This is a genomic window from Chitinispirillales bacterium (assembly GCA_031254455.1).
Lineage (GTDB): Bacteria > Fibrobacterota > Chitinivibrionia > Chitinivibrionales > Chitinivibrionaceae > WRFX01.
The window spans coordinates 1-18544 of sequence record JAIRUI010000070.1 but is presented as its reverse complement, the minus strand read 5'-3'; the positions used below and the strand labels follow the sequence as shown (position 1 = coordinate 18544).

Below are 18544 nucleotides of genomic sequence, written 5' to 3'. Positions count from 1 at the left end.
CTTATTTTCCTGTAAACAAATCCACGCCGAATTGCGTTATCTCCGGAACGTAAGTTATAAGTAAAACAGCCGCCAACATAACGACTATAAAGGGCAAAACCGACCTGTAGATTTCGGTTAGCGGTTTTTTGAATCGCACGGACGCCAAAAATAAATTAAGTCCGACAGGCGGTGTTAAATACCCTAATTCCATATTCGCAAGAAAAATTATTCCAAGATGAATCGAATCTATTCCAAACGCTTGGCTTATCGGCAAAATTAGAGGAACAAGAACGACAATCGCCGAAAATATATCCATAAAAAATCCGGCGATAAGTAAAACTATGTTTAATATCAGCAAAAATATCAATTTCGATTGAATGTTTTCTTTGCACCAATCGGTAAGGATTTCCGGAATTTGCGCATCTACGATATAATACGACAAACCTTTCGCCATCGCCAAAATAATAAGTACGCTTCCCGCTATCGGAGCGGATTTTATTATTACTTTCGCAAATCCTTTCAGTGAAAAATCTCTATGGATAAAAACAATTAAGATAAGCAGGTAAAGTACAGAAATCGCGCCTGTTTCTACAATTACGGCGATTCCGTTGAAAAACAGAAGCAGAATAATAATCGGCAGAATTATTTCTCCGCCGGCGTCGCATAAGGATTTTGCAAAAATTTTTGCGTCGAAAGGAATTCTTTCCCGCAGACTTTTCTTTTGCGATATTATCGCGTACGCGGCGAGGACGGAAATAAACACTATACCCGGAAAAATCCCTCCGGCAAACAGGTGTTTTATGTTAGTATGCGACTGAACTCCGTAAAGGATTATCGGTAGTGACGGCGGGAATAAAAGTCCGATACTTCCGCTTGCGGTAAGATAGCCGGTAGTAAATTTTTCACCGTAGTTTTGTTTTGTCAAAACTATGTGCAATATTCCGCCGAGCGCTAAAATTGTCACGCCGGACGCTCCGGTAAAAGCGGTAAAAAAGGCGCATACCAAAACCGCCATAATCGCCGTTCCGCCGGGGATAGATCCCAAAAAAGAACGGAAAAAATTGACTAATCGTTTGCCGGCGTCGCTTTCTGAAAGTATAAATCCCGCTATAGTGAAGAGTGGAATTGACGGAAAAATCGGAGAGGTTAAGACCGAATACGCTTCGTTTGCGATTACGGGGAAATCTGCAAGCGACAAAATTCCGAACAATTTGAAAGTCTGAGCGTCGCTTGCAAAAAACAAAAGTGCGGCAATTCCGCCAAGAGCCGCAAATATCGGCAACCCCAAAACAGTCGCCGCAAGAATTACGACTATTAAGAGAATCGTTATTCCATTTATCAATTCAAACGGACAAAACGCCAGCAAAACGGGCGCACATAGAGATACGGCAAATGCGAACGCCGTCAATATTTTTTTTGAACGTACGATACTTCGCAGCCCAATAACGAAAAATCCTACGGGTATAACCGCCATAAAATTTTGAACGGGAATTATGCCGGCAAGTTTATGCGAGGAAGAAAATGCGTTTTGAACGAACGAGACGGATGAGAATGCGATAGAAAACGCTATGCTTCCGCAGACTGTCGCGCAAAAAAAATCACTCATGCGTTTTATTTTCTTGGGAAATACGCCGGCAAGCGCCGAAAGCGATATATGTTGTTTTTGACGGCTTGCAATCATCGCTCCAAGCATTGTAATCCATACAACAAGGTGATACTGCAAATCTGCAGAACCTTTTATTCCAGTCGTGCGCAATATCCGTGAAATTATGTCGGAAACCGGAAGAATAAACATTGCGATTATACACAAAAATATGAGTACGTCTTCCGTTTTGCGAAAAATCCTAATCGCTTTTTTTATCATAAAAATCCTCCGATGCAAAAATCTTCTATCGGCAAAACTTTTTTATTTGTTTCAAAGGAAAATATTTTTTGCTCAAAAGCGACCTCGACCGTTTTATCATAATTTTTAATTTTCGCAACGACACGCGTCTTCCTGAAAATTACGCAAGCGAGCAAAATCGCCTTTTCCAGACCGTCTCCGCGTGTAAAATTCCAGACTTCGTCTGGTTGAGCGAGACGAAAATCTTCTTTGTAAATGGAAACGTTTTCAAATTTTTTGAGAATTTCGTAAATCTCATCGAAATTATGCGATTTAAGTCCGTCAAAACAAACCGGATTTCTTTCGAAAGCCGCTTTCAAAAACGGCTTCCATCCGCTGTTTTTTATGTCGCGAAAGGCGGTTATCGCCAAATTTGCGACCGTACTCGTTTTCGCCGCCTCATAAATCTGCGAAATCAGATTTTGTCTGCCGCTTGCGGCGGACAAAATTATCGGCTCGGTTTGCACAAACTTCTTTTTAGAAATATTGGGGAGTTTCGGTTCCACATGAGAAAAGTTTACAATCTTTTCGGCAAAAACTTGGGGATTCCCGACAAAATTTTGTAGATTTTCAATAAAGAACCGTTTTGTTTGCGCGCTTTTTGGGTCTAATTTATTCTTTTTGAGCAAAACCTCGAAATCTTCCAAAACCAAACGATTTTCTATTTTGGTTTCAACGAATTTATCGTCGTCTATCTCACCTAAAAGAGATTTATGAGACGTAGTTCCGGCGCGTGATTTACTTAAAGATTCCTGTGAAAAAACCGTCTCGGATTCTATAAACAAAATCTTGTCTTTATGTTTTATACAGAATTGAAAATGTCTTTGATAGTCGATATTTTCCCGCAAAAAACTCACAAAAATTTCAAAATTTATTTGTACGGTCAGATATTTTCGTAGAGCGTTCGCCGTTTCCTCAAATTTTTCTTTAGGCATCGTGGCGGTATCGTACATAGTATGTACGTAGCCGTAATTATTCACCAAAATAGTAATCTTTTCATTTTCAATCGCTCGCCGCGCTTTAATCGATTGTTCGGTTCCGTTAAACCACATAGTTTTTGTTATGGTTCTTCGGTTGTTTGTAATGATCCCGTCGTGTAAATCTATGAAATTTTGCGAATGAAGCGGAGTGGCGAGCAAGTGGATTTTTTCTAAAGAGATGTCGGCGATTACAAAAAGCGCCGCCGCATACATGGTCGATAACGAAACACATTCGCCGGCGCCCGTCAAAAAGTTTTTACGAAACTTAAAAGCCTCCATTGCTTCGACGGTTTCCGTTTTCCAGTATGGAATTACGTCGTTGTCGTATTTTTCCAGCCCGAAGTGTTTACGAATATCGATATCGAAATAATATTTGTCGCCTTCATAGCCGAAAAGTGCGTTGCTCTTCGCCAAAACGTCTCTGTCGATAAATTCCGAAAATCTTGACAATTCCGTCTGTTTTGTCGTAAGTCCCCAAGTGTCCAAATCTAAATTGAAAATAAATTTGTCCATAATAAACTGCTTTACGCGCATAATTTTACGGTGTTCGTTCATTGACGCCAAATCTGCAAACCAAACGTCTTTTTTCCACTCCCAAATAACGCTTGACATTGAATTAGCCAAAACTAAAGCATATAAAATTTCAGGAAAGATAAAAATTTCCATATCGGAAAGCGTTATCGCGCAAGAATGTTTTTCGATTAGTTTTTTATCGTCCAAAATATGTTCCAAAAATAAATTCTATTCTGAAAATAATATTTTTCTTTGCATAGAAAGTATTTGTTTGTATTTCAGGTTAAATTTGAGAAATTACGACTTCTCACGGCTTTTTATTCCACGCAGCGTCTTAGGGATTATTTTTTTTAACGCGGTCTTTATAAGCCACTGCGGAACCGGCTTTTGCGGTTGCGCTGCGGCAGTCAAACAAAATCGAGAATTCGCTTCGTCTATTTTTATTAAATTCCATTGCAAAACCAACTTGTCAAACTCAATTACTGCCATTGATTTTACGGAATCGGAATAATTTATTTCGGATTTAGTCTGTACAAATGAAATTTCGGCAAAAGTTTCGCCGGTTTTTTCCAAAACGTTTCCCCAAAGCCAAGTTTTGACAAGCGGGATTCCAAGTACGAAAAACCAACTTTCTCTTGATTTTTGCGATTTTAGAATATATTTGAACCGATTTTCGTAATTTTCGTAATCTTTCAGAATTTTGATTCCGTTTTCGTATGAAATTTCAAAATTTTCACAGTTGCAAACGAAATATCTGTTTACGGCTTCAGTTTGATTTATAGAAAAATATTTGCTTTCTTTTTCAACGGTTTTTTGGTAAAGCGAATCGGAAATTTTTACTTCGTTATCGCGAAAATTTTGGGCAAAAACAGACAACACGAAAACAAAAACAAAAACGAATAAAAACTTCATTTTCTCAGAATCCTGCATCGGCAAGAAAATCCTTTTTTTCGCGCCAATTCGGAGTAACTTTCACAAAAAGCGAGAATTTTGTTTTTATGCCGCTTATGCCTCTCATACGTTTTTGCGCGTTTGTCCGAATTTGCGAGATCATACGCCCGTTTTCACCGATAATTATCGCTTTCTGCCCGCTTGTTTCAACGTGTATGTCTGCGGTGATTTCGTGTAAATTTTCAGATTCTTTATATTGTAGAATCGATACGAACGCCGAGTGCGGGACTTCCTGTTCGGTCAAGTCTATTATTTGCTTTCTTATGCATTCCGCCGCCATAAAACGCATATTACAGTCGATTATTTCGTCGGGCGGGTAAAACATTGGATTTTGTGGAACAAACGGTTTTACAAATTCTATAAATTTTTCGGCGGCGTTTTCCGCCAACGCACTCAGATGAAGTTTTGGAGCGTTCGAAAGAAACGGATAACGGTTGTTAAATTCTTCTAATTTCTTCATACCTTTTTCTATGGCGATTCTATCGACTTTATTGAAAATAACCAGTATTTTCGAATTAGTTTTTGATTTTTCTATTTTTTGTGCAATATCGTCCTCTTCTTCGCCGAAATCTCTGGACATATCGACAAGATAGCAAATAATATCGATTCCGGCGTCTTTGAGAATAGAGACGCTTTGCTCGTAAAGAAGTTTATTCAAAAGATGTTTCCCTTTATGAATTCCGGGCGTATCCATGAGAATAATCTGCATATTTTCTTTAGTGTAAATTCCCCGCATAGTTTTTTGAGTTGTTTGCGGCATAGGCGAAACAATGGCGAGTTTCTCACCTAAAACCGCATTCATAAGCGTAGATTTTCCGCTGTTCGGACGTCCTATAATAGCCAAAAATGCGGAATAACTATTTTCATTATCCATTTTCTTGCCTCTTTGTTTCATTTATTTGTTTTCTTGTTTTTCTTATGTATTCAAGCATCATGTCTGCAGAAACTTGCGAAGGTCGCAATATAAACATTGGTTTTTGCACAAAACATATACTTGTCGCTATTGAAAAATCGTTTTCAACGTCTTGCGCAAATCCGACAAACCATTCGTTTCTACCAAGGTCGGAGTCCTTTGTCCCTGTTTTTCCGCCGAAAATTATATCTTTTTGTTTTGAAAAATCTTTAATCGCAGAAAACGCGTTTCTCGCCGAACCGATTTTTGTCGTCTGCCGCATAATATACTTTATACTGTCTGAAATGTCGGGAGCGGCGGAGATTCTCCATTTTTTTTGCGCGGCGGAATACAATTTTTTACCCGACATATCGGTCACGCTGTCAATAATCATAGGCGTCATCATTACTCCGCCGTTGGAAATCGTAGCCGCAATAAGTCCGCCTAAAAGCGGCGTCAATGTCGTTTCACTGTTGAAACCGCATCCTAACTCTGCAAGATTTATGGAATCGTTTGTATTTGATATTGTCGTTTCGGGGAAATAACTAATATCTGTAGGCATTTCAAACGGAATTTTCGTATTGTATCCAAATTTTTGAACTGATTTGTACAAATTATCACGGCCTATTTCATGAATCGCGAGCCAGCCAAAAACCGGATTTATTGATTTTGCATAGGCTTCGGCAAAAGATGCGCTGTTTGAATTTTCAGGGAATTTCTCTGGAAGAAATTGCCGCTTGTATAAAGTCGTATTTTCTCCTACATAATATATTTGCGTTGAACAGGTAATATTTGTAGTTTCAAAAACCGCTTCGGCGGTAATTGTTTTGAAAATAGATGCGGCCGGGAATTTATTTGATAAACATAAATTATCTGCGATTTTTGGAAGTTCCGGGTCGTTGTAAGAAACCATAGCCAAGATCTGTCCGGTTTTCGGATTAACGGCAATCGCCGCTCCGTATTTTGGATTTGAGCGTTTGACAAGCGACAATGTTTTCTTTTGAAGTGCGGTGTCTATACTGAAATAACGAATAATTTGACTTTTTTGCCATTTTACCGTATCGCAATTTTGAGTAAAGTCGGGATGATTTTGCTGCAGTGTTTTGCATATATCATCAAAGTTCATTTTCGGAATTTTTACGTCGGAAGAAATTTTTTTTACAGGTTTTTCTTTCACCGAAACGACAGTACTGTCTTTTTGCGACGACATTTTGTTTTCTTTTCCTTTTTCAAAAAAATGAAACGCAAAAAAACAAAGGAAACCTATCATCAGAAATTTGCTCAAAGGGATATTTATTTTTTCGTCATCGTTTTTTCTCATAATTTATTAAAACCTGCCGTTTTCTTTATCGCATATTTTCTTTCTCTGTTCATGTTTGTTATCATTTCGCCTAAAAGCCCGATAGAAAAAAATTGCACCCCTACAATGACACAGGTCGCTCCCAAAAGCAAAAGCGGACGTATATGCAGTTCAAAAGTTATTATCCAGATAATGCCGAAATACGTGAGGATTGTAAAGCCAAGAAATATAAGGAAAAAACTTATCATGCCAAAGAAATGCATTGGATTTCTCATATATTTTTTCAAAAACAAAAGAGTTGCGAAATCAAGCGCTCCGTTAAAGAATCGATTTAACCCGAATTTTGATTTTCCGTATAGCCGTTTATGATGAGGAACCGGATATTCACTGATTTTATATCCGTTCCAATAAGCTAAGACAGGAAGAAATCTATGCCTTTCACCGTATATTTCAAGTGATTTCGCCGTTTCTTTTTTGTATATTTTAAGTCCGCAGTTAAAATCATGCAGTTTTAATCCGGACATCATAGAAACTGTAATGTTAAATATTTTAGACGGGATGTTTTTGGTGAAAACAGGGTCTTGACGTATTTTTTTCCATCCGGAAACCAAGTCGAATCCTTGCTCGATTTTTTTTATAAGTTCGGGAATCGCCGACGGGTCGTCTTGTAAATCCGCGTCTATTGTAACAATGTAATCGCCGACGGCCGTTTCAAACCCAACGCTTAAAGCTGCAGATTTCCCATAATTTCTTCCAAAACTTATTACTTTAACCGTATCGGCGTTTGTTGCAGCCATTTCTTCTATTACGCTAAGCGAGTTGTCGTCGCTGCCGTCATCGACAAAAATAATTTCGTATTCATATTCGTTTTCCGTCATTATTTTTTTAATTGATTCAAAAAGTTCTTTTAAACTTTTTTCTTCGTTATATAACGGAATGACAACGGAAATTCTCAAGATAAATCCCTTTCGTCTTTTATAAATTTTACGCAAAAATACTTTATTGTCAAAAATTTACACAGCAACAACTACAATTTTCCCAAATAATTCTTTATAAAATTCAGCGACTTGTTTTTTTCTGAGCTCCAAAACGGGGCGATTAATCCGTTCCGAACCGAAGAATCCGCCATAAGCCGATGAATTATGATGTCTTGCCGCAAATTTCTCAGAAATTCTTTAAGAATTTCAGCGTATTTTTCAAGAGTCAAAACCGAAACTTCATTTTGGGCGAATAATTTCTCAAGCGGTGTATTTTTTATTATCATTAATTGGTGAATTTTCACGCCTTTTACCGGTAAAGCGGAAATAAATTTTGCGGTATTTATAACGTCTTCTTTAGTTTCCCGCATAAGTCCAATCATTACATGGGCTACAATTTCTATATTTTTTTCAGCAAGTTTTTTTACGGTTTCCGCAAAACATTCGGCGCTGTGTCTGCGGTTTATCAACGCAAGGGTTTTGTTGTTTGCGCTTTGCAGTCCAAGTTCCAAAGATAGATAAGTTTTTGAATTTATTGAAGACAAATAATTTATGGTTTCATCTGAAACGGCGTCGGGGCGAGTGCCGATTGCAAGTCCAACGGCGCCGTCCTGTATTATCAGCGGTTCATAAATTTCCCGTAGTTTTTCAACCGGCGCATAAGTGTTCGTATTCGGCTGTAAATACGGCATAAATAAATTAAATTTATACTTCATTTTGTCGCGTTTTTCAATAAACTGTGAAACAACGTTTTCGGTTTTTAAGGCGGCGGGTGAAAAAGAATTGTTGTCACAAAAAATACAGCCCGTATCGCCGTTTTCTTTGTTGGGGCACGAAAATCCCGGATTCACGGGTATTTTAAGTACGTTCTCTCCAAATTTTTCTTTAAGAAATTCACGAATTGTTTTGTGTTCAAGCATAATTCTATATAATAGTCCGGTAGTCCGCAGAAGTATTTAGTTTTATAATTTTACTTGCCTTTTCTATTCAAAAACACGGGAAGAAACAGAAGCGAGAAAATAGAGCCGACAGTCATTGACAGGAATATTAAAAAACCAAGTGCGCGTACCGGCGGAAAATTTGAGAGACATAAAACGAGAAAACCTATTCCGACCGCAAGCGTATTGAAAATTATTACCGTGCTTTTGTCTTGAAATGCGCCAAGCAGCGCTTCGACGGAAACAGCGCCTTTTTTTCTTAATCTCAAAAAACTTGAAGTAAAATGAATGGCGTAATCAATGCCTATTCCTATGCAGCAATTCACAACGATAACTGTTACGATATTGATAGTTATTCCTGAAGCGGCCATGATTCCTGCAATAAAACAAGCGCCGATTATTATAGGCAACGATGAAAAAATACCTACAAAAAAACTGCGGAATAAAATCACAAGAGACAATGCAATCAGCAAAAACGTAATTAACAAACTGTACGTCTGCGTTCTTATAAGCAAGTCAATCATAGAATCCATAAGCAAAACTTCGCCTGACGCGGTAATTTTCCAATTCGGATGTTCTTGATTTATGCGCGAAGTTATCTTTTTAGATAAATTTGTATAATTATACAGCGGGATATTTTTACAAGCCAAAGTAATTTTTACCGCCTTTTTATCCGATGTAAGCCAAGCGTCCAGCAAATTTGAACCGTCCTCGTTTTTCGTCATGTTTCCGTTTAACATTAACGAAACCGCCGTCTGACTTATCGGCGTTCCTTTTAGAATTTCACTGACACGATTCAAAACCGGAAAGACCGAGGTTACGGAACCTATTTCAGGAATTTCTTTTATCCAATCAATAATATCAGACAAGTTTTGCCATGACGCCGAATCCGAAAATTCCGTATCCGACTCTATCATTATATCGAAAAAGCGCGTTCCGCCAAACTGTTCCTGAACAATATCGTCGCTTTTGCGGAGTTCGTGGTTTTTGTCAAAAAAACTAATCGGATTGCTGTCAAATTTTATTTTTGGAACGAAAATAATCGAAAAAACAATTACAAGTAAAAGCAATATCTTTGAAAACGGATATTTGAAAACCATGTTGTTGAAAAATGAAAGGGGAATTAAATTTTTCGGTTCGTTGTCTGTCGCACCTTTTTCAAAACGCGTAAAGAAAATCGGCAGAAAAAACACTGAAAGAAAAAGAGCGATAACAATACCTAATCCTGTGAAAAAACCAAAATATCTGGTCCACGAAAGCGAAGAGACGGTAAACGATGAAAACCCGAAAAAAGTTGTCGCCGCCGCTATAAAAATCGGACCTAAAAGATCTCGATAAGTTTTTGCAAATGCGTCGTCAAAATCCAAACCGTTAAATCGGTTCTGCCTATAACTTTTTATTATGTGAAGCGAACCGGCAAGCCCGACAGGCAGTAAAATCAACGGGATTACAGACGTTAAAACGTTAAGAGGAACGTTGGCAAGCGCCATAATTCCCAACGTCCAAATAACAGAAAATACGACAATGACGAGAGGAGCGGCTACGCAGCGTAAATTCTCAAACATCCAGAATAAAAGCAAAGCGGCTATAAGTATTGAAAACGGCAGTAAAATAGACAAATCACGGTTCATATCGCGGCTCATATACCAACTCGTCGTAGTCGCACCGGTTATGTACGTATGCTCATATCCGTCGGCGCGTATTCCATCCAATATTTTCATTGCCGCCGAAATCGTTTTAGGACGTTCCGCATTGTCGTTGGTATATAGAATCATTAACAGTGTTTTCTCGTCTGTAGAAATAAAATTTCCGGTCAGTGCAAAATTATCTCTTATGATTTCACGGAGCGTTTCATCGTTTTTTTCTTTGGAAATAGATGCGCTTTTTATGCCTATAATTCCGCCTTCTACGGGGACTTTAAGCGTTCCTATATGTACGATGCTTTCAAAACCTTTGACGCCGTCTATTTGTATTTCGGAAAATTTTTGCGCCCATGAATCGAATATTTCTATTTTTTCGTATAGAGGCGAATCTTTGTCAAACTGCGCCATAAGAAAAATTGAATACGGCGAATTAAATTTCGAACGTAAATTTTCAACATCGCGTACTTGCTGCAATGTGTCGGGAATCGCATGCGCCGCATTGTTATCTACCGAAATATTTTTGAGATTATACGCAAAAAACGCCGTCATAAGCAAAATGACAAGCGCAGAAAATTTTCTGTGTTTTATGGCAAAAAAAATTATTTCTTCCTTAAAATTCGGCATTTTTTATTTCCATACTTTAATTTTTTCCTAATGAATTAAGCGTAAAGACTTAGTGTTTTCTCATTTTCTTTGCCTTTTTAATAAAATACTATATTCCGTTTACAAATAGTATATATGTCCCCATTTTATTATCGCACAAATTATTTTATTTAAGTTTGAGAAAAGGAAAATTTATGAATCGTTTGGTTTCGTCCGCTTTTTTATTTTTGTTCATAGCGGGTATCTGCTTTTGCGCTGATTTTGTAATTTTGGACGGAGCGATCGAGGTTTTAGCAGTTGAAGAAGTTTCAGGCGGGACAATGGGGATTGAACTGTTTGACGGCGGTTTACTTTCAAAAGAGCAAAAACTTGTTTATATGCCTAACGGCAAAGCGGCGTCTTCCGTGAACGTTTTCTTGGTAAAAACCGGTAATAAAACTTACCTGATAGACGCCGGTTTCGGCAACGCGGTAAAAAACAATAAAATAGACGTTTCAAAAATAGACGCAATTTTTCTTACCCATGCTCACGCAGACCATGTTTCGGGACTTTTAAAAGAGAACGGCGAAGCGAATTTTTCCGCTCCGGTATTCATTTCCAAGCAGGAAAATAATTATTGGCTGGATGCCAAAACTCCAAATTCCGATTTGCAGAAAAACGTTGCAAAGGCTTATGCCGGACGTTATAAAACATTTTCTTTCGGCGAAACCCTGGCGCCTGAAATAATTGCTATTGAGGCGGCGGGACATACGCCAGGGCATACCGCCTTTTTAATCGGTACGGGCAAAACAAAATTGCTTATAGCCGGAGATTTTTTACATGCGGCTGCGTTGCAATTCTCTCATCCGGACGAATGCGCTATTTATGATTTGGATAGAAAAAAATCGATCGAAACACGTAAAAAACTGATGCAAATGGCGGCGGATAACAAATGGCTGATAGCGGGAATGCATATTCCTATGCCGGGGATGGGCAGGATTCTTGACAACGGTAAGGGCGGTTTTGATTTTGATTTGCAAAAATGAACAAAGCGTTATTTCTTGACCGCGACGGGGTAATTAACAAAGACACCGCGTATTTGCACAAAGTTGAAAACGTGGAGTTTGTGGACGGAATTTTCGATTTATGCAAAATTGCTACAGAGAAAGGATTCTTGATAATTGTCGTTACGAATCAGGGAGGAATTGCAATGGGAAATTATAGCGAAAAAGAGATGCGTAACGTTCATAATTACATAAGAGAAGAGTTTGCGAAAAAAGAGATAGAAATATCGAAATTTTATTTTTGTCCGCACCATCCTAATGCGGCGATTGACAAATTTAAAGCCGACTGCGGTTGCCGAAAACCTAATCCGGGGATGCTTTTGCGAGCGCAAAGAGATTTCAACATCGACTTTTCGCGGTCCGTTATGGTGGGCGATAAAAAATCGGACAGGATTTTGATTGACGGACTTAAATCGTATATTGTCAAAAGTGAGTATTGTTTTGAAAATTATGACGTTGAAAATTTGCGGGAAATTATAGAAAAATTGTAGTTTTTTTGAAAGGAGAAGCGAATGATTTGGGTAAAAGGCGAAAATCCGTTCAAAATAGATTTGGGAACCATACTTGTGGCGTCTCCGGAAATAGACGACGAGTATTTCAAAAATTCACTTATCTTAATTTCGGCAATATCTCCGGATTCGGTATTGGGATTTATAATAAACCGTCCTATAATCGTACCGGTTAAAGAATTATTTGATAATATCGACAAGCGTTTTCATTCTGCAAAGCGGCGAATTTTTGCCGGAGGTCCTGTTGAAGAATCCGATTTGAATATAATTTCGTTTTCACTTGTAGGAGGACGGGAGATAGTTCAGGGAATACGTCTCGGCGGACATTGGAAAACACTTGACGAAATGCTGGATTCCGACGAATATGAAAATCGGCTTTTTATGGGTTATGCGAGTTGGGGAATAAATCAACTTATTGATGAAATCGTATTGTGTAAAAGTTGGGTTGTATATAACGACGTTCCCGTAATTTTAGCTTTTGCCGGAGTCGATAACGAAGAAATGCAAACATCGCAGCAAGCGATTTCGTATTTGAACGTATTAGCAAAACGCTAATCGACAAACGGAATTTCTTCGTGCAAAAAATACCATTGAACAAAGTTTTTTTCTAAAACTTTTTCCAAATTTTCATACATTTTTTGAATAGGATTTTCACTTTTTACGTCTATCGGCAGGAGTTTCATTTCGTAATTTTCTCCGTTTCTTATCATAAATACCGTGAAAACAGAAAAATTATCGTCCACAAATTTCAGTATTTTATCAAGTCCCGCACCGCCCAAAACGTTCTTGCCAAACAATTTTACAGGTTTCGAATATGGAGTTTCTTCGTCGAAAACACTGAACAAAACTTCCTTTTTTTTGAGGGCGTTCGCCATCAAAAGCGCGCCTTGCGAACCGGGTTTGCCTAATTCTATAAAATTTATCGGCGCGAATAAGCCGCTTTCTTCCATTGATTTTGCAAAATTATGGGATTTATCGGATAAATTTTGCGTTTTGAATTTCAGTACTGCATTCACTAAAAATTTCATATAAGCGATAGTAGGCGTAATACATTCCACTCCTGCGAAGTGCGGCGTTGCGATTAAAACCGAACCGTTTTTGAGCGCCGCCGAAATTAAATTTCTCGCATCAAAGAAATCAATTCGCTTTTCTATAAATTCTGCAAGCTGCGCCGGAGTTCCGGTAAACGGAAATATTTTTTCGACGTAATGATAAATAATGTTTTCCTGTACTTTTTTCACCGTTTTCGCGTCGCAAGGCAGTCCGAAACTCAAAAGATTGTTTTTTATCAATTCGCTTTCCTGCGGATTTTGTGTATAATATTCGCCGCCTTTAACCGTAAGGATTTTCTTTATTTCGTCAAAGGATTTCCCTGCGGTTTGCAAAAAAATTTCCGGAGACTGAAGCGTCTTGCTTAAACTCATATTTCCTCCTCAAACGTGTAATTTTAGTAATTCGTAAAATTTTTCAAGCGCAGAAATCGACACAAATTCTTCGGGTTTGTGAGCGAATTTTATGTCGCCCGCACCGAAATTAACCGCCGAAATTCCAGCCGCATTCAATTGTGCAATATCCGTCCACGCCTGCATAATTTCTCTTTCCACTCCGTTTTGCAGAAACTCTGCTGTTTTTTGTAAATCAGCCGAACACGAATTTGCACAGTCCATAAAATAAACGGAATTTTTGTCGATTATTGAATAAATAAATTCTTTTGCGTTTTCTGACGAACGTTTTGGCGAAAACCGAAAGTTTATCGTTAAATTCACTTTCTGCGGAATAACGTTTGAAGCGTTTTCGGTGGAAATCTGCGTTACGTTTATAGTTTCATAAAACGACATTTTGTCGATTTTCTGGGGCTTGCTCAAACCTGCGTCGATTTTTTCTATTTTTCTTATTATTTCAGCCGCCTTACTCAAAGCGTTTTCGCCGATTTTAGGATTTGCCGAATGCGCCGAAATTCCACAAATCTCTACTTTTACGGTCAATGTTCCAAGACATCCGACGGAATATTTAGAGCAAGTCGGCTCTAAAACATACGCAAAATCAATATTTTGAAGTTTATTTTGAGAAATTAGCCGCGTAATCCCATTTGGGAGAGGTCCTTCTTCTCCGTCGTAAAACACAAAAACGATATTTTTTGACGGCTTTATAATTCCCGTTTTTATTTCGTATAAAATTTTTAAAGCGCAGGCGATTCCGCTTTTCATATCACAAGAACCAAGCCCTGTCAGATTGTCGTTTTCGATTTTTACCGCGCTTTGTTTACAATTTTGCGGTACGGTATCCAAATGCCCTACGAGCGCGATAGTTTTTTCTTTTTTCATATCAAGCCGTGCGGTTATCGAATTTCCAACCCGTTCGATCTTTAATTCATTTTTTGAAAAAATATCAAAAACCGTGTCGGCAAGTTCTTTTTCGTTTCCGATTACGGAATTTGTTGCGACCAAATCCAGCGTTAAATCAATAAGCGAGCGTGAAATATCCATCATAAATTTTCTCCGTTTTACCATAAAATAATATTTTGCTCAAACAAAAACGGATTCAAACCTTTCTCCCGCCCTCTCGCTAAATTCTTTTCCTTTAATTTATTCGGTATCGAAGTAAATTCCAATATATTGACGGGAAAATGCGGAATTACTTGCAGCGAGACGTATTTTTTGAAAATAACGGAGAAGACAAAATGAACGGAAAAAAAATTACGGTTTACCATGCGTCCGCCGGAAGCGGAAAAACGTTTACCCTTGCTCTTAATTATATAACACAATTGCTTGAAACGAATAATACGCCGGAATACGCTTATCGCCACATATTGGCGGTAACTTTTACCAATGACGCCGCAAATGAAATGAAAGAGAGGATTTTACAAAAACTCGACGAGTTGGCTCATAAGAAATATACAAACAAAAAACCAAGCGATTATCTTAAACCTTTAATTGAGAAATTAGATATTGACGAAAATGAAATAGCCAAAAGGGCGAAAGTCGCCCAAAAAGCTATTTTACTTGATTACGGAAATTTTAACATATGCACAATAGACGGATTTTTGCAAAAAGTTCTGCGTAATTTAACTGTAGAATTAGGTATAAGTTCAAAATTCGATATAGAAATAGACAGCGAATTTCCTATAAGAAACGCCGTAAAAACGATGATAAACTCAGTGAAAGACGGCGATGAAACGTTTGAACGGCTTATAGATTTTGTCGAGTATAAATTAGAAAACAGCAAATGGTCTATTGAAAGAGATTTGAGAAATTTTGCCGAAAATATTTTCAAGGAACAATTCCAAAAATATGAAAATAAAATAAATACCGATTTACAAGAAAGAAACTGGGAAATTAAAGAAACGATAAAAAATTGCAGGGAATTTATATCGCAATATGAAAAAACTATGATAAATTTTGCAAATGATTTTTTTAAAATGGAATTACCCGATGAAGAATTTTATCAGAAGACAAGGGGCGTTCCAAGTTTCTTTAAAAAAATAAAAAACAAAGATTTCAACGCGCCTAACAATTATGTCGGTAAGGTTTTGAACGGTGAAAACGGTAACGATGCGGATATGTTGTGTTTTAATCTGCTAAAAAAAACAGAAAATTACAGATACACAAATGAAAAAAAGTATAACTCGTCAAGACTTTTTCTTAAATTTATTTATCAATTACAACTTTTGAGCGATATTTCCAATAAAATAAACGAACAAAGCAAAGATATGAACCGATTTATTTTGGGGAATGTAAATCAGCTTTTGAGTAAATTTGTAAAAGAAGAAGACGCGTCTTTTATTTTTGAAAAAATAGGCGCTAATATTCACAGTATTGTTATCGACGAATTTCAAGATACTTCGCAATTACAATGGGAAATTTTTAAAAACTTAATTTTTGGGATTATTTTGCCGCAGGGGAATTTTGCAATGCTGGTAGGCGATGTTAAGCAGTCGATATACAGATTCAGAAACGGAGATTGGAGAATCCTGAACGATATTAAAGATGAATTTGAAAAACGCGGCTATAAAGAGAATGAGCGTATAGAATATAAATCTTTGGACGTGAATTACAGGAGTTTGAAAAATATCGTAGAGTTTAACAATAGAGTTTTTTCGTATTCGGCGGAAATTTTACAGGATAATGACGCCAAACCTTTCAAAAAAGCTTACGGCGATGTTATCAAAGGCATTAAATACCAAAACGATTGTGTAAAAAAAGGCTTTTTTTCTGTAGATTTTACGGAAAGAAGCGGCAAAGGAAAATCCAAAGACGGAGAAAACGACAAGGACTATGACGATATTGTTATGGAAATGATAGCCCAAAAGATAAAGCTGCTTTTGGATAAAGGCGTCAAATCGAATGATATTTGTATTTTGTGCAGAAAAAATAAACAGATAGAAACGATTGCGAGAAAATTGCCGAAAAAACTGCCGGACAAATTGTCAAGCGTTAAAATCGTCTCCGAAAATGCATATTTGTTCGCCAATTCAAAAGAATTGAAAATGATTATTTTTGCGCTTAAAATTATTTTAAATCCGCAGGATTACGTCTCTATGGCTAATTTATGTATAAACTTGGGAAAATTGGAAGCAAAAGACGTCAATGCAGAAAAATGTTTGGAAATAACAAAGGAAATAAGAGAAGAATTTTCATCTTTGCCGCTTTACGATTTAATTGTCAAATTGTGTGCGTTTTTTAAGTTTGAGACGGAAAAAAACTCGGCGTTTTTGTTTGCGTTCATGGATAATGTTTTGGATTTTGTTTCAAAAAACGTTTCTGATGTCGGGGCTTTTATAGATTTCTGGGAAGAGAAGTTATCAAAAAAAACACTTCCATTGCCGACTAAAGAAAGAAAAGACAATGAGATTCTGGCGATGACTATTCATAAATCGAAAGGATTGGAATTTCATTCGGTTATTATCCCGTTTTGCGATTGGGAATTAAAAGAACATTCAAACGGTATTAAGCAAAATATCGTTTGGTGTGAAAGAGAAAACAAAGAAAAGCCGTTTAATTTCGCACTTTTACCTATTGAATACAGCGCGATTATGGGAAATTCGGACTTTGCGGACGAATACGCACAAGAGACAATTTATTCTCAGATGGATAATTTGAATATTCTTTACGTAGCGCTTACCAGAGCCAAAAATAATCTCTGCGTTATCGCCCAAAAATTGTCCGATAAGCCGAAAACCGTTCCTAATAATGTAAAAGAATTTCTGAATGTCCAAGCAAGTTGTTCGGTTGACGATATCGCGCCGCATGAAAATCAAACGGAAGTCAAAGAAATCTGCGAAAAAATCTCCAATATCGCTTTTGTGCAAAAAGAAAGAACTTCGGATAATAAAGAATTTATTGCGCGAACTATAAACGAATCGCTTGCCGTCGGCGGCAATTTCGCTCAAAAAACGAAAGAGGGAAATTTAATACATAAAATATTTGAAAACGTTATTGAATTTTCAGACATTGAGAATGCGGTGGAAAGACTTGTTTCAAGCGGAGAAATTGATGCTGAAGAAAAGATAAAAACTATAGAAAAAATAGAAACTTACATAAAAGAGCAAAATAAAGAGCGGTGGTTTGCCAAAGATTTTGAGGTTTTTAACGAATCTTGCATTATAGCGGATAAAACGGTATATCGTCCCGATAGAATTATGATGAATAAAAACGGCGATTCTGTTATCGTCGTCGATTATAAATCCGGGAAACAAGACGAAATGCACAAAAGTCAAGTAAAAAAATACGCCGAAATTTTGCAAAGAATGGGATATAAAAAAGTTATCGGATATATTTGGTATTTGAGCGAAAACAAAATTGTCGAAGTAAAGTAAGCTAAAAGCCGGATATTTCTATCCGCCATTGCTTGTTTTATGGATTGCTCTACTTTTGCCCTTAGGCGGAAAGTCGTTGCACTTTTTGCAATGACGAATTGTCGTCACCCGCTTTTTTCTCCGTCATTGCGAACGCAGCGAAGCAATTCAGCCATCGCATTATCGTTTCACACCTAATTTCACTGAATACTTATATGTCTTTCCGCTTGCACCTTTGGCTTCAGCGATTATCAGATAAGTGCCGTTCGCTACGTTTCTGCCCGCGTTATTCGTCAAATTCCAAAATATCTCTTTGTTGTTTCCGCTCTTGGATTCAAACACCACATTGCCGATGTTGTCATAAATAATAAGGGTAATTTGCACCTGTTCGGGTGTTTTTACCGAAATCTTTGCAGATTGAGAAACAACAGCCTTCTCAAGTATTATTCCGTACTTCCTGTCTGATTTCTGCGGTTTGGCGATCGCTATAGGTCCCTCGCGGGGTTCGGTAGTGAAAGTAACAAACAAATCGCTTAC

General features: G+C 37.5%; 15 protein-coding genes. 4 read left to right on the top strand and 11 right to left on the bottom strand.

Features of this window, described 5'->3' with window-relative positions; all coding sequences use genetic code 11:
- Window position 1 precedes the first annotated feature (1 nt).
- From LBH98_04760 to LBH98_04725, 8 genes are all read right to left on the bottom strand, one after another.
- Window positions 2-1846, bottom strand: a complete 1845-nt coding sequence (locus LBH98_04760; protein ID MDR0304067.1) for a TRAP transporter large permease subunit — start codon at window positions 1844-1846, stop codon at window positions 2-4.
- Entirely contained in the window at window positions 1843-3564 is a 1722-nt protein-coding gene (locus tag LBH98_04755) for a hypothetical protein (GenBank protein MDR0304066.1), read from the bottom strand. The genes LBH98_04760 and LBH98_04755 overlap by 4 nt, the downstream gene beginning before the upstream one ends.
- A 90-nt stretch (window positions 3565-3654) precedes the next feature.
- Complete coding sequence (locus LBH98_04750; protein ID MDR0304065.1) at window positions 3655-4269, bottom strand: hypothetical protein; 615 nt, start codon at window positions 4267-4269, stop codon at window positions 3655-3657.
- A 4-nt stretch (window positions 4270-4273) separates the two neighbouring features.
- The gene (gene era, locus LBH98_04745; protein ID MDR0304064.1) at window positions 4274-5182 is read right to left on the bottom strand and encodes a GTPase Era; all 909 of its coding nucleotides are present in this window, start codon (window positions 5180-5182) and stop codon (window positions 4274-4276) included.
- Window positions 5175-6521 carry a hypothetical protein gene (locus tag LBH98_04740; protein ID MDR0304063.1) on the bottom strand — a complete coding sequence of 449 codons (1347 nt, stop codon included), beginning with the start codon at window positions 6519-6521 and terminating at the stop codon, window positions 5175-5177. Before LBH98_04740 ends, era begins: the two co-directional genes overlap by 8 nt.
- A complete protein-coding gene (locus LBH98_04735) occupies window positions 6518-7456 on the bottom strand; it encodes a glycosyltransferase family 2 protein (GenBank protein ID MDR0304062.1) in 939 nt (312 codons plus the stop codon). Before LBH98_04735 ends, LBH98_04740 begins: the two co-directional genes overlap by 4 nt.
- Before the next feature lie 71 nt (window positions 7457-7527).
- Entirely contained in the window at window positions 7528-8397 is an 870-nt protein-coding gene (locus LBH98_04730) for a TIGR01212 family radical SAM protein (protein ID MDR0304061.1), read from the bottom strand.
- 50 nt (window positions 8398-8447) lie between these two features.
- Window positions 8448-10682, bottom strand: coding sequence for an MMPL family transporter (locus LBH98_04725; GenBank protein ID MDR0304060.1), 2235 nt, complete (start codon window positions 10680-10682; stop codon window positions 8448-8450).
- Window positions 10683-10855: 173 nt separating this feature from the next.
- On the opposite strand from LBH98_04725, the gene LBH98_04720 reads away from it, so the two are divergent.
- Genes LBH98_04720 through LBH98_04710 form a run of 3 tightly spaced genes read left to right on the top strand, consistent with a single transcriptional unit; the run spans window position 10856 to window position 12768 of the window.
- Window positions 10856-11686: an MBL fold metallo-hydrolase gene (locus LBH98_04720; protein ID MDR0304059.1), complete on the top strand. Its 831-nt coding sequence runs from the start codon at window positions 10856-10858 to the stop codon at window positions 11684-11686.
- Window positions 11683-12195, top strand: a complete 513-nt coding sequence (locus LBH98_04715; GenBank protein MDR0304058.1) for an HAD family hydrolase — start codon at window positions 11683-11685, stop codon at window positions 12193-12195. The genes LBH98_04720 and LBH98_04715 overlap by 4 nt, the downstream gene beginning before the upstream one ends.
- A gap of 21 nt (window positions 12196-12216) precedes the next feature.
- Complete coding sequence (locus tag LBH98_04710; GenBank protein ID MDR0304057.1) at window positions 12217-12768, top strand: YqgE/AlgH family protein; 552 nt, start codon at window positions 12217-12219, stop codon at window positions 12766-12768.
- Here the strand turns inward: LBH98_04710 and LBH98_04705 are convergent.
- Together LBH98_04705 and LBH98_04700 are read right to left on the bottom strand one after the other, a co-directional pair.
- Window positions 12765-13637, bottom strand: a complete 873-nt coding sequence (locus LBH98_04705) for a hypothetical protein (GenBank protein ID MDR0304056.1) — start codon at window positions 13635-13637, stop codon at window positions 12765-12767. The two genes, LBH98_04710 and LBH98_04705, sit on opposite strands and share 4 nt — an antisense overlap.
- 9 nt (window positions 13638-13646) lie before the next feature.
- The gene (locus tag LBH98_04700) at window positions 13647-14702 is read right to left on the bottom strand and encodes a M20/M25/M40 family metallo-hydrolase (GenBank protein MDR0304055.1); all 1056 of its coding nucleotides are present in this window, start codon (window positions 14700-14702) and stop codon (window positions 13647-13649) included.
- Between the two features lie 191 nt (window positions 14703-14893).
- Between LBH98_04700 and LBH98_04695 the strand changes: the two genes are divergently transcribed.
- Window positions 14894-18028, top strand: a complete 3135-nt coding sequence (locus LBH98_04695; protein ID MDR0304054.1) for a UvrD-helicase domain-containing protein — start codon at window positions 14894-14896, stop codon at window positions 18026-18028.
- A 159-nt stretch (window positions 18029-18187) separates the two neighbouring features.
- Here LBH98_04695 and LBH98_04690 read toward each other — a convergent pair.
- Window positions 18188-18544 (bottom strand): hypothetical protein (locus LBH98_04690; protein ID MDR0304053.1); only part of this gene is annotated, 357 nt, incomplete at its 5' end.

What these genes read in the sequence shown, in the direction of transcription:
- LBH98_04760 (MDR0304067.1), bottom strand. Translation starts at nt 1,846, where the DNA reads ATGATAAAAAAAGCGATTAGGATTTTTCGCAAAACGGAAGACGTACTC.
- LBH98_04750 (MDR0304065.1), bottom strand. Translation starts at nt 4,269, where the DNA reads ATGAAGTTTTTATTCGTTTTTGTTTTTGTTTTCGTGTTGTCTGTTTTT.
- era (MDR0304064.1), bottom strand. Translation starts at nt 5,182, where the DNA reads ATGGATAATGAAAATAGTTATTCCGCATTTTTGGCTATTATAGGACGT.
- LBH98_04740 (MDR0304063.1), bottom strand. Translation starts at nt 6,521, where the DNA reads ATGAGAAAAAACGATGACGAAAAAATAAATATCCCTTTGAGCAAATTT.
- LBH98_04730 (MDR0304061.1), bottom strand. Translation starts at nt 8,397, where the DNA reads ATGCTTGAACACAAAACAATTCGTGAATTTCTTAAAGAAAAATTTGGA.
- LBH98_04725 (MDR0304060.1), bottom strand. Translation starts at nt 10,682, where the DNA reads ATGCCGAATTTTAAGGAAGAAATAATTTTTTTTGCCATAAAACACAGA.
- LBH98_04720 (MDR0304059.1), top strand. Translation starts at nt 10,856, where the DNA reads ATGAATCGTTTGGTTTCGTCCGCTTTTTTATTTTTGTTCATAGCGGGT.
- LBH98_04715 (MDR0304058.1), top strand. Translation starts at nt 11,683, where the DNA reads ATGAACAAAGCGTTATTTCTTGACCGCGACGGGGTAATTAACAAAGAC.
- LBH98_04710 (MDR0304057.1), top strand. Translation starts at nt 12,217, where the DNA reads ATGATTTGGGTAAAAGGCGAAAATCCGTTCAAAATAGATTTGGGAACC.
- LBH98_04705 (MDR0304056.1), bottom strand. Translation starts at nt 13,637, where the DNA reads ATGAGTTTAAGCAAGACGCTTCAGTCTCCGGAAATTTTTTTGCAAACC.
- LBH98_04700 (MDR0304055.1), bottom strand. Translation starts at nt 14,702, where the DNA reads ATGATGGATATTTCACGCTCGCTTATTGATTTAACGCTGGATTTGGTC.
- LBH98_04695 (MDR0304054.1), top strand. Translation starts at nt 14,894, where the DNA reads ATGAACGGAAAAAAAATTACGGTTTACCATGCGTCCGCCGGAAGCGGA.